The organism is Actinocrinis sp. (assembly GCF_035605935.1).
Classification (GTDB): domain Bacteria; phylum Actinomycetota; class Actinomycetes; order Streptomycetales; family Catenulisporaceae; genus Actinocrinis.
The window spans coordinates 1-18169 of sequence record NZ_DATNGK010000040.1 but is presented as its reverse complement, the minus strand read 5'-3'; the positions used below and the strand labels follow the sequence as shown (position 1 = coordinate 18169).

Annotated in this window: 21 protein-coding genes; 1 reads left to right on the top strand and 20 read right to left on the bottom strand. The window is 68.1% G+C overall.

The features are described from left to right. The 13 genes from VN779_RS03100 to VN779_RS03040 all read right to left on the bottom strand — a co-directional run. A partial coding sequence (locus VN779_RS03100) for a VC0807 family protein (protein WP_325719909.1) occupies nt 1-560 on the bottom strand: 560 nt, incomplete at its 3' end. 59 nt (nt 561-619) lie between these two features. Beyond that, the gene (locus VN779_RS03095) at nt 620-1231 is read right to left on the bottom strand and encodes a TetR/AcrR family transcriptional regulator (RefSeq protein ID WP_325719907.1); all 612 of its coding nucleotides are present in this window, start codon (nt 1229-1231) and stop codon (nt 620-622) included. A gap of 81 nt (nt 1232-1312) precedes the next feature. Beyond that, entirely contained in the window at nt 1313-2158 is an 846-nt protein-coding gene (locus VN779_RS03090) for a sugar phosphate isomerase/epimerase family protein (RefSeq protein ID WP_325719905.1), read from the bottom strand. Then, nucleotides 2155-3318 carry a dihydrodipicolinate synthase family protein gene (locus tag VN779_RS03085; RefSeq protein WP_325719903.1) on the bottom strand — a complete coding sequence of 388 codons (1164 nt, stop codon included), beginning with the start codon at nt 3316-3318 and terminating at the stop codon, nt 2155-2157. The genes VN779_RS03090 and VN779_RS03085 overlap by 4 nt, the downstream gene beginning before the upstream one ends. Beyond that, nucleotides 3315-4493: a Gfo/Idh/MocA family oxidoreductase gene (locus tag VN779_RS03080; protein ID WP_325719901.1), complete on the bottom strand. Its 1179-nt coding sequence runs from the start codon at nt 4491-4493 to the stop codon at nt 3315-3317. The genes VN779_RS03085 and VN779_RS03080 overlap by 4 nt, the downstream gene beginning before the upstream one ends. A 61-nt stretch (nt 4494-4554) precedes the next feature. After that, nucleotides 4555-5307 (bottom strand): cupin domain-containing protein, encoded by a 753-nt coding sequence (locus tag VN779_RS03075; protein WP_325719899.1) that lies wholly within the window; start codon nt 5305-5307, stop codon nt 4555-4557. Continuing rightward, the gene (locus VN779_RS03070) at nt 5304-6224 is read right to left on the bottom strand and encodes a PmoA family protein (RefSeq protein ID WP_325719897.1); all 921 of its coding nucleotides are present in this window, start codon (nt 6222-6224) and stop codon (nt 5304-5306) included. Before VN779_RS03070 ends, VN779_RS03075 begins: the two co-directional genes overlap by 4 nt. Beyond that, on the bottom strand, nt 6217-7212 hold the full coding sequence (locus tag VN779_RS03065; RefSeq protein ID WP_349260620.1) for a Gfo/Idh/MocA family oxidoreductase: 996 nt from the start codon (nt 7210-7212) through the stop codon (nt 6217-6219). The genes VN779_RS03070 and VN779_RS03065 overlap by 8 nt, the downstream gene beginning before the upstream one ends. Nucleotides 7213-7362: 150 nt before the next feature. After that, nucleotides 7363-8241 (bottom strand): ABC transporter permease, encoded by an 879-nt coding sequence (locus VN779_RS03060; RefSeq protein ID WP_325719896.1) that lies wholly within the window; start codon nt 8239-8241, stop codon nt 7363-7365. Between the two features lie 2 nt (nt 8242-8243). Then, a complete protein-coding gene (locus tag VN779_RS03055) occupies nt 8244-9149 on the bottom strand; it encodes an ABC transporter permease (protein ID WP_325719894.1) in 906 nt (301 codons plus the stop codon). Then, nucleotides 9146-10285 (bottom strand): ABC transporter ATP-binding protein, encoded by a 1140-nt coding sequence (locus VN779_RS03050; protein ID WP_325719893.1) that lies wholly within the window; start codon nt 10283-10285, stop codon nt 9146-9148. The genes VN779_RS03055 and VN779_RS03050 overlap by 4 nt, the downstream gene beginning before the upstream one ends. Before the next feature lie 15 nt (nt 10286-10300). Next, entirely contained in the window at nt 10301-11551 is a 1251-nt protein-coding gene (locus tag VN779_RS03045) for an extracellular solute-binding protein (RefSeq protein WP_325719891.1), read from the bottom strand. Nucleotides 11552-11878: 327 nt separating this feature from the next. Beyond that, nucleotides 11879-12898: an LLM class flavin-dependent oxidoreductase gene (locus VN779_RS03040; protein ID WP_325719889.1), complete on the bottom strand. Its 1020-nt coding sequence runs from the start codon at nt 12896-12898 to the stop codon at nt 11879-11881. A gap of 133 nt (nt 12899-13031) precedes the next feature. Between VN779_RS03040 and VN779_RS03035 the strand changes: the two genes are divergently transcribed. After that, entirely contained in the window at nt 13032-13322 is a 291-nt protein-coding gene (locus VN779_RS03035) for an Imm10 family immunity protein (protein WP_325719887.1), read from the top strand. On the opposite strand, the gene VN779_RS03030 is transcribed toward VN779_RS03035, so the two are convergent. From VN779_RS03030 to VN779_RS03000, 7 genes are all read right to left on the bottom strand, one after another. Next, a complete protein-coding gene (locus tag VN779_RS03030; RefSeq protein ID WP_325719885.1) occupies nt 13304-13570 on the bottom strand; it encodes a hypothetical protein in 267 nt (88 codons plus the stop codon). The genes VN779_RS03035 and VN779_RS03030 overlap by 19 nt on opposite strands. A 158-nt stretch (nt 13571-13728) precedes the next feature. Then, nucleotides 13729-14235, bottom strand: coding sequence for an NUDIX hydrolase (locus tag VN779_RS03025; protein ID WP_325719910.1), 507 nt, complete (start codon nt 14233-14235; stop codon nt 13729-13731). Nucleotides 14236-14306: 71 nt separating this feature from the next. Further along, nucleotides 14307-15044, bottom strand: coding sequence for a phosphotransferase family protein (locus VN779_RS03020; RefSeq protein ID WP_349260621.1), 738 nt, complete (start codon nt 15042-15044; stop codon nt 14307-14309). A gap of 83 nt (nt 15045-15127) precedes the next feature. Continuing rightward, on the bottom strand, nt 15128-16501 hold the full coding sequence (locus VN779_RS03015) for a Fic family protein (RefSeq protein WP_325719878.1): 1374 nt from the start codon (nt 16499-16501) through the stop codon (nt 15128-15130). Nucleotides 16502-16674: 173 nt separating this feature from the next. Beyond that, nucleotides 16675-17265 (bottom strand): universal stress protein, encoded by a 591-nt coding sequence (locus VN779_RS03010; RefSeq protein WP_325719876.1) that lies wholly within the window; start codon nt 17263-17265, stop codon nt 16675-16677. 5 nt (nt 17266-17270) lie between these two features. Then, entirely contained in the window at nt 17271-17714 is a 444-nt protein-coding gene (locus tag VN779_RS03005; protein WP_325719874.1) for a CBS domain-containing protein, read from the bottom strand. A 41-nt stretch (nt 17715-17755) separates the two neighbouring features. Then, nucleotides 17756-18169 (bottom strand): sensor histidine kinase (locus tag VN779_RS03000; protein WP_325719872.1); only part of this gene is annotated, 414 nt, incomplete at its 5' end.

The window sequence follows — 18169 nt, the reverse complement described above, 5'->3', positions numbered from 1 at the left end:
GCGATGACGATGAGGATGGCCGAGGTTCCGACGTAGAGCGCGGTGCCAAGTGCTGGCACCGAGTCAACCGGCAGCGCGTAGGCCATCAGCACGCGGAGCGCGGAGTCGGCTAACAGTCCGACGCCCCAGGCTGCGCTCGTCACCTTCCAGATTCGGCGGAACTTCGGCAGTCGTTCCCAGAGCTCGTCCCAGGAGTACCCGGCCGGGCCTGTTCTTCGTTCGATCAGCGGCCGGCTGTACAGGTAGGCGAGCGGACGGTCGGCCCAGATGGACGCGATGAACCAGAGCCCAGTCACGCCGGTGAGCCAACCCTCGCGGGCGAGCAGGAATCGGACGCTGCCGGAGATGAAGGAGATCATCAAGCTGAGTAGCAGCATCGTGGTCATGTAGACCGAGAGGCCGTCCGCATGCCGGTTGCGAATCAGGCCGCGCAGCGCGAGAGCTGCGGGAACGACGGTACAGATGATCTGCGCCAGGTACACGCCCACGCCCAGGGCACGCAATCCGTAGTAGAGCGCGAGCGGGACGCCTATGTTCGCGACGATCCGCAGCGCCGTCAAAGCGCTGCCATCGCGGCTGCGCTTAGTGTGGCTGCGCTTCGCACTGTGCTCGGCCGTGTTCACGCTTCGGCCCGCGTGGCGTGGTCGAAGAGTGTCGCCAGTTCCCGCGCGGTCAGGTCGAGGTCGAGATCCGGCCGGGTTTGCAGGAGGAACGGTAGCCCGTCGATCGACCGCTGGATCGCAGCTGCCATGACGAAGGTGTCGAAGGCCCGGAACTCGCCGCTGCCCTGCCCGCCGCGCAGGATCGCCTCGATGTGCCCGAGCACGTCGCGCTCGTCGGAGGAGTCGTACGAGCTCTCGCCGTCCTCGAACCGATGTTCAAGGAAGATCGAGCTCAGCGCCTGCATAGGGGCCCGATTGGCGGCGATGAACCCGACCAGGCTGGTGATGTAGGTGCGCAGGGCGGTGCGCGCGTCCCGGCAGCCGGCCATCCGCTGCGTCATGAAGCCGCCGATCCGCGTGTACACGTCCGCGACGACGGCGCGGATGAGGTCGTCCTTGCCGTCGAAGTGATACGAGATCAGCCGGGTGCTGCTGAGGCCGGCCCGCTCCGCGATGCGCGCGAACGAGGCCTGCCGGTATCCGAGCTCGGCGATGGCCTCGATCGTGGCGGCCACGATCTGGGACCGCCGCGCCGCCGTGGTGACGGAGCGGTCTTCATTTACTCGCATGAGTAAAATCTACGTCACCCAAGTAACGTAGGCAAGCCTGTCTGCTGCGTCCGGTACGCGAGTGCCTTCTGCTTGGCCGCGTCAGGGCCCGTCCCAGACCGTGGCGAGATATCGGTCTTTCATCTGACGCAGGGTCTGGTCCGGGTCAGCTGCCCAGATCTCGGCGTTGAAGATCTCGACTTCGATATCGCCGGTGTATCCGGCTGCTTCGACGACGCGACGCAGGTGGGCGAAATCGATGTGGCCGTCGCCCATCATGCCGCGCGAAAGCAGCGTGTCAGCGGGCAGCGGGGTGATCCAGTCGCAGACCTGGAAGGCGGCGATGCGGCCGGCGGCCCGGGCGATCTGCTGTTCAACCTGCGGGTCCCACCAGAGGTGGAAGGTGTCGATGACGACGGCGACTTGGTCGGGCGGGAACTGCTCGGCGAGGTCGAGGGCCTCGCCTAAGGTGGCCAGCACGCCCCGGTCCGCGGTGAAGATCGGGTGCATCGGTTCAAGCGCGAGGCGCACGCCGCGCTCGCCCGCGTAAGGCGCCAGCCGTGCGATCGCATCGGCGACTCGGCCGCGCGCGCCGGCTAGGTCGCGCGAGCCTTCGGGCAGTCCGCCGACCACCATGACCAGGGTGTCGGTGCCCAGGGCGGCGGCCTCGTCGATCGCGGCGCGGTTCTCGTCGAGCGCCTTGCGCCGGTCGGCCGGATCGATGGCGGTCAGGAATCCGCCGCGGCACAGCGACGAAACCCGCAGTCCCGCGTCGTCAAGGACCGCGCGAGCCTTGGCCACGCCGATCTCGTGCAACGGTTCACGCCAGACTCCGATCGCGGGAATGCCCGCCCGCAGGCAGCCGGCGACGGCCTCGGGCAGGCTCCAGGCGTTGGTGGTCTTCTGGTTGAGAGACAGTCTGCTGAGAGCGGCTGCGGCAGTGGTCACGCGATCACTCCCATGCTGGTGGCCAGGAAGACGCGCAGACGGTCCGCGGCCTGTTCTGGATCGGCCAGCGCGCCGGCGCGGTCGGCGAGGCGGAACACCTCGGCGAGATGGACGGCGCTGCGCGCGCTGTGCAGGCCGCCGACCATCGTGAAAGCAGGCTGCAGGTCATTGAGCCAGGCGAGGAAAGCTATGCCGGTCTTGTAGTAGTAGGTGGGCGCGGCGAAAAGGTGCCGGGCCAATTCCAGCGTCGGGGCGAACGCGGCGTCATATGCGGCGTGGTCGCCGCGATCGAGCGCCTGGAGGGCAGCCGAGGCTGCTTGTGGGATGGCGGCGAACACGCCTAACAGCGCGTCGGAGTGGTGAGTGCCGTCGCCGCGGATTAGTTCCGGGTAGTGGAAATCGTCGCCGGTGTAGAGCCGCACCCCTGCCGGTAGGTCGGCGCGCAGCCGCTTTTCGTGGTCCGCGTCGAGCAGCGAGACCTTGATGCCGTCGACCTTCTCAGAGTGCTGCTTGATCAGGTCGAGCACGGTGGCGGTGGCGCTCGGCACGTCGGTGCTGCCCCAATAGCCGCCCAGCGCGGGGTCGAAGGCAGCGCCGAGCCAGTGCAGGATCACCGGCCGGCTCGCCTGTTCCAGGAGCCGGGAGTAGACGGCGAGGTAGTCGTCGGGTCCCTTGGCCGCGGCGGCCAGCTGACGGCTGGCCATCAGGATCGGTTGAGCTCCGGCGTCTTCGACCACTGCGAGTTGTTCCTCGTAGCCGTGCAGCACGGTGCCGAGGTCCGCCGCCGCGGCAGGCAGGTGGTCGGTGCCGGCTCCGGCGGCGATGCGGCCGCCGACCTGCTTGGCTTGCGCCGTGGAGCGGCGGATCAGTTCCTCCGTGGCCGGCCAATCCATACCCATGCCGCGCTGCGCGGTGTCCATGGCCTCTGCCACGCCCAAGCCCCAGGAGAACAGGTGCCTGCGAAAGGCCAGCGTCGTTTCCCAGTCGACCGCCGCCCGTGCACCGGGCACGTTCTCGCCGAACCGGTCCGCGACGACATGTGCTGCGGCGAACGCGACCCGGGAGCCGATTGGCTCGCTCGGTCGCCGCCAGGCCGGGGCCCCGCCTAGCCTGTGCTCTCGCCAAGTTCCGTCAGCGCGCGGCAAGCACACCACGCTCATCGGGCACGCTCCGCGGCAGGCTGTTCCACAGTCGGCTCCTCGAGCGTGATCGTGCGGCCCTCGGCGCTCGACCTGAGCCCGGCCTGCGCGAGGCGCACACCACGCGCGCCGGCGAGGAAGTCGTAAGGGTGCTCCCCGTCTCCCGCGACGTAACGGATGAACTGCTCCCACTGGACCTTGAATCCGTTCTCGAACACCGCGTTGTCAGGCACCGGCTGCCACTGCTCGCGATAGCCGCCGGACTCGGCGACGTCCGGATTCCACACCGGCTTCGGGGTGGCGGCGCGGTGCTGGATCACGCATTGGTGCAGCCCGGCCACCGCGCTGCCTTCGGTGCCGTCGACCTGGAACTCGACCAGTTCGTCCCGATGCACGCGCACCGCCCAGGAGGAATTGAGCTGCGCTATCACGCCGCCTTCGAGTTGAAAGATGGCGTAGGCCGCGTCGTCCGCCGTGGCGTCATAAGGCTTGCCCCGCTCGTCCCAGCGACGCGGGATGTGAGTCGTGGCCACCGCGGTGACCGCCTGGATCCGGCCGAAAAGGTTCTCCAGCACGTAGTTCCAGTGGCAGAACATGTCGCTGACGATCCCGCCGCCGTCTTGGGCGCGATAGTTCCAGCTCGGGCGCTGCGCGGCCTGCCAGTCACCCTCGAAAACCCAGTATCCGAACTCGCCGCGTACCGACAGGATCCGGCCGAAGAACCCCGCATCGATCAGCCGCTTGAGTTTGAGCAGCCCCGGCAGGTAGAGCTTGTCGTGCACGACGCCGTTCTTCACCCCGGCTTGTGCCGCGGCGCGCGCTAGGCGCAGCGCCGACTCGACGGACTCGGCGACCGGCTTCTCGGTGTAGACGTCCTTGCCCGCGGCGATCGCCTTGAGGATCGCCGCCTCGCGCACCGAGGTGATCTGGGAATCGAAGTAGATGCGCAGCGAGTCATCGGCCAGAACCTCATCGAGGTCGGTGCTCCAGCGCTCGATGCCGTGCCGCTTAGCGATCGCCTCGATCTTCTCGGCGTTGCGGCCTACCAGGACGATCTCGATGGGCAAACGCGAACCGCCGGTCAGCTCGACGCCGCCTTCCTCGCGGATGGCCAGCAGGGAGCGCACGAGGTGCTGGCGGTAGCCCATGCGGCCGGTGGCTCCGTTGACGATGATGCCCAGAGGCTGGGAGGGCATGTAAAGCTCCTTGCTGAAGGTCGGAGTGTGTGCGCGGATCTCGGGCTTGGCCGCAGTGCGGTCAGCGGCGCTGCGGTCCACTGCGGCGCGCCACGTCGTAAGCGTGCAAGAACCCGCACATTCCGAGTGTGGTCTGTGGTGGGCTGGCGATGCGGTTGACTGTGGCGCGCTTGAGGTGTCCTGCATCTGCGGCGCGCAGCGCATCTATCTGCTCTAGCGCCTCCGCGGCGACGGCCGCTGCTCCCTGCTCAACAAGCTTCTGCCAGTTGTCCAGGTGGGGGGCTACCAGCGCGGCGGCTTGGCGGTGGAAGTGATCGAGCGCCGAGTAATCGCCGGCCTCACACCGCCGCAGCAGTTCGCAGAAGCCTTCTACAGCCAGGTCGCGCCGCGCTCGGGCGCGCTCCTCGCTGGGGTTGCCGCCATCGTCGAGTACGGAGGCCACCGCGCCGTAGCGGTCAGCGGACAGATATTCGGGCGGGAAGGTCATCACCGCGTCGCCCGCCTCCGGCAAGCCACCGTTCTGCATGATGACCAGCACGTGCAGGTCGCCGTCGTTGATCGCGCGGTGGATCGTGCCCGGCGTGAACCAGACCACGTCTCCAGGATTGAGCTCCTGGACGCTCGGGCCGGTGTGGGTGAGCGTCTGCAGTCTGCCCCGGCCACCGATGACCGCGTACGCCTCGGTGCAGGTCAGGTGCATGTGCGGCGAGCCGCCGTGCTCGTCGTCAGCCGTCGGCCACGAATAGGCCGTCAGTTCACTGATGCCGACCGCGCCGGGGAACTCGGGATACGTGTCGGCGCCTACGGCACTCACAGCGCGAACTCTTCCGCTATCGGAAGCAGACCGGCACGTTCCATGACCTGGTCGATGAACACGAACCGGTGGCGCAACTCCAATGCATGCCCGGGTTCGAGCTTGATCTCCTCGTCGAACGCCGGCGACGGATTCAAGCACGCGAACGGATCGCTGCGGGCGAACCACTTGAGCGGGACATCGGCGGAAGAGCCGCCAAGGTAGGCGAGCACGGTCGCCCCGCCATCGATCTCATCGTGCTCGCCGGTGATCGCAGCCCACGCGCCGGTGGACCCCATGACCTCGTCGTCGGCCGCGCTCTGCCCGATGATGCCGCGTCCGGTCAATGCGCGCGGACCGCGCCAGAAGAGGCCGGTATAGCCCGCGTTGGGGCGGCCGTGTGTGGTGGGGCTGCCGAACTCGAGGGTCCGGGTGTGCGCGTTGGTCAATGCGGTCGAGAAGTCCAATGCCCAGATCCCGCGGGCGGGATCGGCGCTGTGGAAGCGCAATGTTCGCTGCTCGGCGAGCCAGCTTTCTCCGGTGGACGCCACCCACTCCAGTCGCTCGGTCACGGTGGCGTCGGAACCCTCGGTGTCGAGCCGGTCAAAGCCGCGATGCAGCTGGCTGCCATTGTTATCGCGCCACACGTAGCCGTGTCCGGGTGCGCCCGGATCAAAGCTCGGCCCGCCCCAGAAGTTCTGTCCGGACAGGTGTGACCAGGTCATCTGCAGACCCTTGTGCCAGCGGTGGTCCCATGGCCGAAACACCCCGACCGGTGCACCCGACAACGTACGCAGGGGATAGAGGTAGGGCTTGGGCGATTCCGCGCGTGGCGTGTCAGGCCGGTAGACGTACGTGGCGATCTCGCTGCCGCCGACGCTCACGATCAGTTCGGTACCGGTGTGGTCGTCCTGGATGTGGAAGGGCGCGTTAGACATGGACGTTCTCCTTCTCGGTGCCCGTGACCGCGGCGAGAGCGCCGCTCATCGAGCGGTAGAACGGGTCATCAGGCGTCATCAAGCCGGATGTGACTGGCAGACCGGTGCTCGCGGACTGGTAGAGCGCTGCGATGAAGGCCAGCACCCGCCGCCCATCGTCCCCGCTGACCTCCGGGCGTCGCCCGTGACGTAGGGCATCGAGCAGTAGGCGCAACTGCGCGGCGTGACTGCTGGCGTCGTTCTGCTCCGGCGCGCCGAGGTCGGTCGGGGCGTCGTCGGCGCGGTGCGGAGCGGGCGTCCAGGTCCAATTGCTGTTGTCGTAGCCGTAGAGATGAGTCAGCTCGACGGTGGCCTCGGAGAAGTCGAACCGCAGGTAGCTGGTCTCCCGCGGGGACAGCACGCTGTTGACCATGGAGACCATCGCGCCTGAGGCGAAACGGACGATCGCCATCGACACGTCCTCGGTCTCGACATCGCGGGCGAGCGTGGCGGTCGCGGCGCGTACCTCGGCCCACTCCCCCAGCAACGAAAGCATCAGATCCATCTGATGAATGCCGTGGCCCATACTCGGCCCACCCCCCTCAGTGCTCCACTTTCCACGCCACGGCACCTCGTAGTAGGCGTCATCGCGGTACCAGAGGGTGTGGCAGACCCCGACGAGCGGGGCGCCGAGTTGTCCGGTACGTATTTGTTCCCGAAGCGCGCGCGCCGCGGAGCCGAATCGGTGCTGGAAGACATACGACGCGTATGGCCCGCCCTCGATTTCGTGCGCCGCGATCTCGTCGTACTCGGCCAGTGAGAGCGTCGGCGGCTTCTCGCACCAGACCCATACCCCAGCGTCGAGACAGGTGACCACGGCGTCGCGGTGAGCGCTCGGCGGGGTGCACACGATTGCTAGGTCGGGACGCGCCTCACGCAACATCTCGTCGACGTCGCGGTAGGCGGCGGGAATCTGACAGCGCTCTGCGAAACCCTGCGCACGCTCCACGTCGACGTCGACGACCGCGACGATCTCGGTCTCAGGTCCTTGGGCGGATGGCGGGCAGGTGGGCGGCCTCGGCGATGCTTCCGGCGCCGATGATCGCGACCCGAACAGGGCGGGCGGGGTGGGTCATGGTGGTCCTTTGATCGTTCGGCGCTAGAGGACGCGCCGCGCCGGTCGGGCCAGCGTCTGGGCGGGGTTGGCGAACCGCAGGCTGATCAGCAGTCCGAGCAAGGCGATGGCCATGTAGAACACCGTCATCGCGGCGGTCAGCGCGGGCGGCGGACCGCCGGGGTCCGACAGCGCGCCGAAGATGGTTACCACCAGCGTCTGGGTCTTGGCGCCGGAGACGAAGAAGGTCAGCTCGAACGATCCGAGCACGCGCACCAGGCTCAGCACCCCGGCGGCGACGATGCCGGGAGCCAGCAGCGGTACCAGGACTCTGCTGAACAGCCGGAGGTTGTCGGCCCCGAAGACCTTCGCGGCGTGCTCGACGTCGGGCGAGATCTGCTCGACGAACGGCACCGTGATCAGGATGACCAGCGGCAGGATCGGCACCAGATTGACCAGGATGACCGAGAGCAGGGTGCCGCCGATCCCGAGACGGTACATCAGGGCCGCGAGTTGCACCGCGTAGGTCAGCGACGGAAGGATGACCGGCAAGAGGACGAACAGCAGGATCGCGTTGCGGCCGGGGAACTTCTTGCGCGCCAGGACGTAACCGGCGGGAACGCCGATCAGCAGCGCGACGGCGACGTCCGCGATCGCCACCTCGAAGGTGACCTTGATGGAGTCGGCCAGCCCCGGAGTGTTCCAGGCCTGGCTGAACCAGGAGAAGGTGAAGCCGGCCGGCAGCCAGCCTCCACCCCAGGAGGTGGACAGCGCGGTCACGATCACCGAGGCGAGCACCGAGAGCAGCGTGGCGGCGAACAGGCCCGCGACGAGCCAGGTCAGCACCGCCGTGACGGTGGGCCGGCGGCGCGTGGATGTGGGCGGCGGCGCCGCCGGAGCCGGGGCGAGAGTCGCAGCGGTCATAGTCAGCCCTTCCCTCCAGTGGCCGGGCCCTTAAACAACAGGCCGCGGACGAACACGGCCAGAGCGAGGATCAGCAGTTCGATCGCGGTCAGCACGATGGCGATCGCAGAGGCCTGGGTATAGTCAGAATTCTGCGACGCCGCCTGGTAGATCGGGATCGTCAGCACGTGGGTCTGGTTGTCCGGCTGGCCGACCAGGATGGCTGAGGGGAAGATCGCGAAGGCCTCGACGCAGGCGAGCATGAAAGCGGTCAGGATGCCCGGCGCCGCCAGCGGCAGGATGATCCGCCAGAAGCGTGCCGCGCGACCGGCGCCGAGGGTGGCGGCGGCGTGTTCCAGCGAGCGGTCGATGCCACCGAAGAAGCCCATCATCATCAGGAACGAGAGCGGCAGGGTGGTGAGCACGGCCGCGATGAAGGTGCCCCAGTAGTTGTAGATCAGGTTCGCCTGCGGCAACCCGACATCGTTGAGCAGCAGGTTCGCCCAGCCGTAGGGCGAGAAGACCCGCGGCATGCCCTGGGCGATCAGGATGCTGCCGAAGGTGATCGGGAGCATCACCACCAGCGTGACCACCTTGCGCCCGCGGAAGTCGCGGCGGCACTGGTAGGCCAGGGGCGCCGCCAGCCCGACGCTCACCAGCGCGACCGGCAGCGCCAGTCGCAGGGTTTTGAGGATCGAGCCGGACTGGTAGGAGTCGGTGAAGAAGTTCTTGTAGTTGGCGAACACGCCACCGCCGGCTTGCGGCTGGAACGAGATGCCGACCCCGTAGATGAACGGGTAGAGGAACAACCCGGCGATCACGGCAACGGCGGGAAGCAGAAGCAAGAGCGAGAAGTCGATGCCCCGCTCGGCCAGCCGATGGCGAATCGGCTGACGCGGCATTCGGGCGGGCGCGGGCGTTGCGGTCATGCGGCGCCGACTTCGATGTCGAGTTCGCTGCGGTCAAGGCCGCCCTGGTAGACCAGGACGCGGTCCGGCCGTGCGGTGAGCGCCAGATTGGATCCGGCCACCACCGACTGATCGGTTTTCAGATGCAGCACCCCGCCCGCGGCGGTGCGCGCCTGAACCGAAAGCTCACGCCCGTGGAACTCGACCACCTCGGCAATCGCCTTGATCGCGTTCTTATCCGCGTCCGCGGCGATCGTGAAATCCTCTGGCCGGATCGCGACCGTGACTTCGCCACCGGAGACCGGCTGCTCACCGGCGATCAATGTGCCGGTCACGCTGGTCTCGAAGGCGCTGACCGTCACTTCCCGGCCTGCGCCCGACTCCAGATAGCTTGCCGGGAAAAGGTTGCGGTAGCCCATGAACCCGGCGACGTACGCGCTGACCGGGTTGGTGTACACCTCTTGCGGAGTGCCGGTCTGCTCCAGGCGACCCTTGCGCAGCACGACCAGGCGCGTGGCCAGCGAGAGCGCTTCTTCCTGGTCGTGGGTGACGTAAAGGACCGTCAGCCCGCGTTCCTGGTAGAGCCGCTTTATCTCGGTGCGCATCTCGATACGCAGTGCGGCGTCCAGGTTCGACAGCGGCTCGTCCATCAGCACCACCTCGGGTTCGATGGCCAAGGCCCGGGCGATCGCGACACGCTGCTGCTGCCCGCCGGACAGCTGCGAAGGCAGCTTGCCCGCGTGCTCTTCGAGCTGGACGGTGCGCAGCGCCGCGAGCGCACGCTGCTGCCGCTCCCGGCGGGCGACCTTGCGCATGGCCAAGCCGAACTCGACGTTCTTCTGGACACTGAGGTGCGGGAACAGGGCGTAGTTCTGGAACACCATGCCGAAGCCGCGCTGCTCGGTCGGCCTGGTGTCGATGCGCTCCTCATCGCGCCAGATCGAGCCGCGGGTCAGCGGCTGCAGGCCGGCGAGACAGGCCAGAGCGGTGGACTTGCCACAGCCGGAGGGGCCGAGCAGCGCCACGAAGTCGCCGCGGCCGAGTTCGAGGTCGAAGTCGCACAGTGCGGGCGGGTTCTTGCCGTAGGCGCGGGTGACCCCGCGCAGCGAGAGCTTCTCGAATCCCGCGCTGGCCGCCCTCGCTTGTGCGTCGGTCATGGTGATCGCCATCGGTCAGCCGCCGACCTTGGCCCCGACATTACGCTGCCAGAGGTTGAATGCCTGCTGCAGGTTCGCGGGTGAAAGCGGGTTGCGCACGGCGCCCTTGGTCAGCGCGGTCGGGTAGAAGTCCGGCCGGCCCCACTTCTGCACGAACGCGCTCGCTGCCGATCCGGCATTGTCGAGCGTGACGTTCTTGTTCGCCGTGGTCAGCACGCCGGTGGTCAGGCGCAGCTGCTGGGCCGGTGCGGAGACCAGATACGACTCCAGCTTCAGGTCCACGTACAGCGTCTGCGCACTGACGCCGGAGGGGATCATCGCGTAGTGCCCGTCGGTGATCCAGTTCTGGTCGGCGAAAAGCGAGATGCCGGTGTTCGCCGGATAGGTGCTGGACTTGCGGAACGAGATGTCGTGGGAGATCACCGTCGGAATGAGGGCGAGTTGCCCGGTGCCGAATTGCTGAGCCAGCAGCGTCGAGCTGGTCGGGTAACTGTGGACGTAGTGACCGAGCTGCTCGAGGTACGCCCAGGTCTTGCTCCAGCCGTTGGCCGGGTCCGCCGGGTTCGAGTCACCCAGCATGTACGGCAGCGTCTCGATGAATGCTCTGCCAGAGCCCGAGTTATTCGGATCCGCGTAGGCGAACTTGCCAGGATGCGCCTTGGCCCAGTCCAGCAGCGCCTGCGGGGTGGTCGGCACCTGGGCCGCGCTGACCGCCGAGGCGTTGTAGTCGATGAACGGGCCGTTCTGGTCGTAGTCGATCAGCACGCCGTCGCCGCCCGACATCTGCTGGAAGGCCGACCGGCCCGCGTCCTGGATACCCGACCAGTCCGGCAGGCTCGCGTTCTGTTCGGGGATCTGCTGGAGCAGGACGTGCTGTGCCTGCGCGGCGCCGAGCACGTCGGGGCCGCCGAGGATCATCGATATGCTGACCGACCCGCCCATCTGCTGCGCCTTGATCTTCCCGGTGACGTCCGTCGCCGCAGCAGTTTGATACGTAACGCCGGAGACCAGGTCCGGATTGGCCTTGACGAACGCCTCGATCGCGGCCTGGCCGCCGCCCTTGAGGTCGCCGCCGCCGTCGAGGATCGTGAGCGCGATCGGGCTGGACGGCTTGACCGGTGCCCCCGTGCTCGCCGCCGAGGAGGACGACGAAGCGCTGGTCGGTGCGCCGCAGGCGGAAAGCATCGCGGCGGACAGCGTCGCGACTAACGCGACCGCGACCGCCGCCGGGGTTCTGCGCGCGGCGAAGGAGACGCGCTGTGTCATGGGAGGTCCTTCCCTGGCACCTCTGTGCCGTGAAGCACCGGACCCGGCAGCGCCGGTCCGGGAGCAGGTGGAGGAAACATGCCGCCCATCGGTTCGCGACGGCGTACCGCGAAGATAGTGATCGATCACCCTGGCGTCAAGAGCCTCCAGTGATCGATCACTTTCCATCGCTGCATAACGCTGATCTGCGCGTTCGTGGGTCACTGCGCAGCAGGGTCGGCGGGCATACGAGTCTGCCGGTAAGTGCGCAGGAGACAGTCTTGGCTGGGAGCGGGCCAGAAGTAACGCGGGATTTCACGCAGCCGCATCACAGGCTACGTGCATGCACTAATTCGGCGCCGCAGGCACCGAGACCGCCGCGCGCTCAAGCGACGCTTCGGGTGCGGGCATCGGCACGAGCTCGACGGCGCGCAGCCGCAGCGCGCGGCTCGTCGCGGCCGGAGCCAGGATCAACTCGTCAGCCCCGGTCTCCTCGGCTAAGGCGGCCAGGTAGGCGTGCACTTGATCGGGTGTGCCGGCAGCGGTGCGCCGCATCATCCCGCGCACCTGCTGTCCGGACGGCGACACGAGCAGGTCGTCGAGCTGAGCCTCACTCAATTCGCGCCCAGGGGCCAGGAACCGCCGGGCGCGCCACCGCAACGCCGCCTCGTACTGCGCCTCCGCCTCCTGTGCGGAGTCTGCGGCGATTAGGTTCGCCGCCACGATCAGGTACGGCTCGGGATGCTGCGCGCTGGGCTTGTATTCCGCACGGTACGTCGCGGCCGCAGCCTCCAGGGCGGCCGGGGCGAAGTGCGAGGCGAAGGCGTACGGCAGGCCAAGCGCGGCGGCAAGCTGGGCGCCGAAAAGCGAGGAGCCCAGGATGTACAGCGGCACGCTGGTCCCGTCGCCGGGGGTCGCGCGCACGCCGGGAACGCGAGTGCGCCCACTGAGATAACCCTGCAGTTCCAAGACGTCCTGCGGGAAGCTGTCCGCGGACTGCGCGGTACGCCGCAGCGCGCGCATCGTGTTCTGGTCGGAACCCGGGGCGCGTCCGAGACCGAGGTCGATGCGGCCGGGGTGCAGCTCGGCCAGGGTGCCGAACTGTTCGGCGATCACCAGTGGGGCGTGGTTGGGCAGCATCACCCCGCCCGCGCCGAGGCGGATGCGCGAGGTGTGCGCGGCCACGTGCGCGATCAGCACACTGGTGGCGGCCGAGGCGATCTGCGGCATGTTGTGGTGCTCGGCATACCAGACGCGATGGTAGCCGTGCCGTTCAGCGGCCTGCGCCAGCGGGACAGCGCCGTGCAACGCATCGGCCGGACCTTCGCCGTGGCCGACCGCCGCGACGTCAAGCAGGGAGTACTTCATACGTTCTTCGCTTCCGGGTGTGATCGCGCTGACCCTCAACACAACACCCGCCACCCCCGATTTGAGTCCCGCCGCCAGCGCCAACTGGTCACGGGCAACCGGGATACAGAGCCACAGACGGCATAATCTCGCTGTGCCCTCCCCCGACTTCGATACCGTCGCCCTGGTCACCGTCGAGGAGACCATCGACGCCTTCACGGTCGGCCTCGCCGAGCGCCCCAGCGGCGAAGGCGCGTACCTAATCCTGCAGTGCGCACTCACCGCGCCCGACGAACAGGACGCCGCCACCGGCATGGACACCTACTGCCTGATGGACGAACAAGGAGCCGTCCACTACGGCGGCATCCAACGCGCCGAACTAACCGACGCCACCCTCCGGTTCGGAACGTGGTCTAGTCCTGCTCGTCAGTCCACGAATTCGTAGAGGTGCCATGCCCAACCGGGGCCGGGGAAGCTTGTACCTAGGTTTTCGTAGTTGCAGTAGTAGTTGAGGGCGTTGCCGGCGGCCACGTCCTGCTTGCCCGCGGATACACACGACGCCTTGTAATTGAAGTACTCGGTTGTCTGAGTCCACGCCGCGGCCGAGGCCGTCGTCGCGGACATCCCCATGGTCCCGGCCGCCGCCGTACCGACCAGCGCCACGGCGAGACTGCGCCGAAGACGATTGCTCATGTTCTCTCCCCTTCATTCCTTCGCGGCCGTCGGGCTCCCGCTGTGCGCAGCGGCCGAGTTGCGCCTGCCACAGGCGTGCTTTTAACGATCGCTGGCGAGCGTCCCGACAGCTAGGCTTTTGCGTCAGCATGCAAAAGCTCTGGTACCGGTACACCCTCTTAGAGACCCAGCTCAACCGGCTGGGCTGGCGTCCCCGTGGTGAGAAGCGCCGTCAACGGAGCTGCGAGGTCGCGGGGCGAAAATAGGTCCGGTCCGGTGTAACCGGCGATCTCCGAAAGCGGCCACCAGCGGAACGCAGCCAGATTCTCCTCTGCGGCCAGTTGGGCGTCCGTCAGCTCGCCGCGCGGCTGGAAGTGGTTTGCACGGATGAGGAAATAGTCGTTGATGATGCCGTCGAAGCCCGGCGCATGGTTGGCGACCACGACCTCCTGGTGCCAGACGTGCGGCGGGTCGGCGGTGATCGCCAGGCCGGTCTCCTCGCGCAACTCACGGCGCAAAGCCGCCAGCGGGTCCTCGCCGGGTTCGATACCGCCACCGGGAGCGGCCCACACGGCTTCCGCCTGACTCGGCACAGCCGGATGGGGCAAGACGAATCGGCAGAGCAGGATTCGGTCGTTCTCGTCGAGGATGATCGCGCGCACGGCGCGGCGCAGGTTCGGCGTCATGTCCACGCAGGCACAGTAGATCGGCATCCTGACAGCGAGCGCGCTCGGTCACGGCTGCCCGTATTGCGACCTCACACACTGGATCGCAGCACATCGACTTCGCAGCCGGGCGCGAATGGGTCGAAGCCGTGCGCGAGCAGCCAGCGCACCGCCAGCAGGCTTCGCAACGACCACCCGGCGCGGATTACGTCGAGGTCGACGTCGCTGCCGTAGCCGGCGACGACGTCGCCAAGGTGCTCATCGTGTCCGATGGTCAGGCTGGCCAGGTCGAAGAGGGCATCGCCCGCTCCCGCCTCGGACCAGTCGACCACACCGGTGACCTGGTCGCCGTCGACGAACACGTGGCCGATCTGCAGGTCTCCATGTGCGAACACGCGCGGCGACGGCTGCAGTGCGGCCTCGGCAACCCGGCGGTTGCGCGCGACCAGGTCGGCGGGAAGCACGCCGTTCGCGACGAGCCACTCGCATTCGCCGTCGAGGCGCGCTGCCAGGTCCTCGAACCTCGAGCTGGGCCACGGCGGCAGCGGCGCCTCGTGCAGCATCCGTACGACGGCACCCGCAGCGGCCCACGCCGCGGGCGATGCGCTCGACGGCTCGCCGATGCGGCCCAGCGCTGTCCCGGGCAGTGCGGCGAGCGCGAGCACGGGTGGCTTGCGCCACAGAATCCGCGCGGTCGGGATCGGCGCCCTGGCCATCGCCTCGACCTCGACATCGATACGTGTCTGATCGGTGTCGATCTTCAGAAACACCTCGCCGACACGCACGGTTGCGCGCTCGTGATGAGCGACGACGACCTCCACCTCATCCACGCCGCCCATTGTCGCGAGGATGACCACCGACGTCGCCGGGTTTATCGCGTGCGATTGCGCGGCCGTGCACTGCGGCGAGCCGGTCAAGTCTTCCGAAGCGACATGGCGCGGCGCCGGGTCTCCGTGAGATGGATGTCGATGTAGCGGGCCAGAACCAACGGTTCCTTCGGATCGCCGGCTTGAAACGTGATCCGGCGCAGCAGGCCGACCGCGTCAAGCGTGAAGCCTTCACGAGCGAGGACGAAGACCAGGGTGAGGAAAGCCGACCGCGCGTTGCCGTCGTCGAAGGGGTGGAAGAAGCAGACGTCGAGGTAGGCGCGCGCGGCGCGCGCGCTCAGAGGCAGGTTCCGGCTGGAGTTGCGCGCGCTCTGGGCGAGGCAAGCATCGAAGTCGGCACGTGTACTCGTGGCGATGCCGTAGCGTTCCCGGCCGCCCTTGGCGAAGGCGGGTTGGGTGCGGAACCCTGGTGCCTGGCGTTCGGCCAGAATGTGCCGCTGCCAGTGGCGCAACAGTTCAAAGTCGAGTGATGCCCCGCGGGCTGCATCGGCGCGTGCCGCCTCGAGGGCAGCAAGGAGGCCCTGCGCGCGGGCGGGGTCCAGGGCGCCGTCAAAGCTGCGGATGTCTTCGGCCGCACCGTCACGCACCGGAACCACTGGCTCGACCTCGGTGTCGGGCGGGGCATCATGCCAAGGCACGGCTTCGCGTATCGACAGCCAGCGTTGCAGATGGTCCGGGGCCGGCTCGGTATCCTGGACGCCGTCGCCCGGCGGTACGGACAATGCGAGCTTCTCCGCGACGGCGTCGGCCAGAACAAGGTCAGGGCTGGTCCAGCTTTCGAATCGCCCGCCGACTGCTTGATCAACAAGCTTCTCTGCGACGTCAGGCGCGACGCCCCAGCGGCTCAGGAACCAGGTGAGTACCTGACGGCAGTGCCTATACCAGCCGCTGCCGCATCCGGTGCGATCGGTCACGTGCAGGATCAGATCGCGCGCGGTCCGCTCCCACAGGATGCGCTGATCGTCGGCAGCCGCCAGGTCCAAGGTGCGCGCCTCGAACCATGCGGACAGGCTCTCCAGCCATCCGCGCCATTCGCTCAGCGCCTCCGCTACGCGCGCGAGCGTCTCCTGCGGGGTCGTTATCGAATCCCGCGGGCAGCACCAACTCCCGACCGGACCGCCATCGAAGTCTCCCTCGTCGTGCGCCCAGCGCCAGCCCAAGACCCAGCGGCCGTAGGCCTCTGCCAGAGCGTGCGACATGGCATCGGCCCAAGGCTCCGCCTCGCCGTCACACCATGCCCTCATTTCCGCACTAGCGACGGGGACGTCGGGGCGATGCGGAACACGCTGCGCCGGCCCGAGCGAACGAACCACCTGCGCCGCAGAGCCGCGGTCGAACGGATGACTGCCCGGGGCCACCTCATCCCAGCTCAGAAAGACAGGGGACAGATCGTGAATCACGACGCCAGCTTGTCACGCCCACCGGCAAACGGTTCAACCGAATTCGCAGGGACCTCACAAAGCCCTAGCCGTTGCGCACCTGTCGACCGTTGCGGCAGAAGAACAACGGTTCGGACATCGCGTCTCAACCCTCGGAGTTCATCGTGCACGTCCTTATTGACTGTCGGCGCTTTTCACTCGTGCGCGATCGGCACCGGTTGGCGTTTGGGGTAGATCGCCCGGCTGCCGTGGACCGGCGTGCCCTGGGTGCCTTGTGTGACCGCGGCCGGGACGCGGCGCGGTTGGGGTGCGACGGCCTCGCGTGCCGGTCGCCGCGCGGGGATCGGAACGATCACGACCGGGCAGGTGGCCCGGGCGACACACGCACGCGCGATCGAGCCGAGCGCCGCGGCCTGCGCATACGGCGGTGCCTGGTTATCGCGATAGCGGTGATGGTCCGCGTGTCCGAGCACGAGCACGCGCGCCCCGAGGGAGACACGCACCAGTACCTGGCTCGGGATCCCGACCTCGAAGACGCGCCGCACGTTCGCAATACCGCTCTCGGTGATCATCCGGTGGACCGCGGCGATGGTGTCGGCGGCGTCCGACTGCGCGTTCCCGATGCGCGCGTACGGCGCGATGCGGCGTGGTCGCGGATCGGAGACGCAGACCGCGACCAGGGGCGCTGCGTGCGCCGCCGCCTCGCCCGCCGCCCAGTGCAGCGCGGCCAGCGAGGCGCTAGTGCCGTCGAGCCCGACGACGACCGGAGCAAGTGACCGGGACACCGTGCTCACTCCTGCCAGACGTGGTGCTTGCGGTCGGCGGTGTCGGCGACGGCGCGCGTGATGTCGCGGGCGGTGACCACGCCGATCACACGCCCGTCGTCGTCAAGGACGGGGGCGGCGTCAAGCCGGTGCTCGGTTAGTGCCTGTGCGCAGGTGCGCAGGTCATCGTCGGGGTGCAGCGCGATCCACGCGGCGCAGCCGAGGCTTTCGACCGGCGTGGACTTAAGCTGCTTCGAGTCCAGCGGCCAGAGCGCGGCCAGGTGCCGGGTGCCGATGATCCCGGCATAACGGCCTGCGGCGTCGATGACAACCACATGCCGGGCCGGGCCAGTCAGGAAGCGCTCGATCACTTCCCAGACGCTGGTGTCACAGTGCACGACCGCACACGGCGCGCTCATCATCGCGGCGGCGGTCTTGGATTCGAGAATCGCGAGGGCGTAAGTGTCCATATCCCGATCGTCGCGCCGCGCGGCCGCACCGGTCAGGGACCTTAGACCCGCTCCTCGCCGCCGATGGTCGCTTCCGCGCCGGGCGCTAGGACGGCCGGGACCTTCCAGGCGAGCACGGTTCCGCCGGCTGCTGCCGGATCCGCGCTGAAGGTGCCGCCGAGTTGCTGCGCGCGTTCGCGCAGGTTCGTCAGGCCACTGCGCCGCCCGCCCGGGGCGATACCGACGCCGTCATCGCTCACGGTGAGCGCGACCCACGCGCCGTCCGCCGCCAGATCCACCTCCACGCGCGAGGCGCCCGCGTGTCTCGCCACATTGGACAACGCCTCGCGCAGCACCGCCACCAACTGCTCCGCCACATCCGCGCCCACCAGGTGCTCCACCGGCCCGGTGAAACGCACGCTCGGGGTGAACCCCAGCGGCTGCGCGGCCTGCTCGCACACCGCCATCACCTGCGC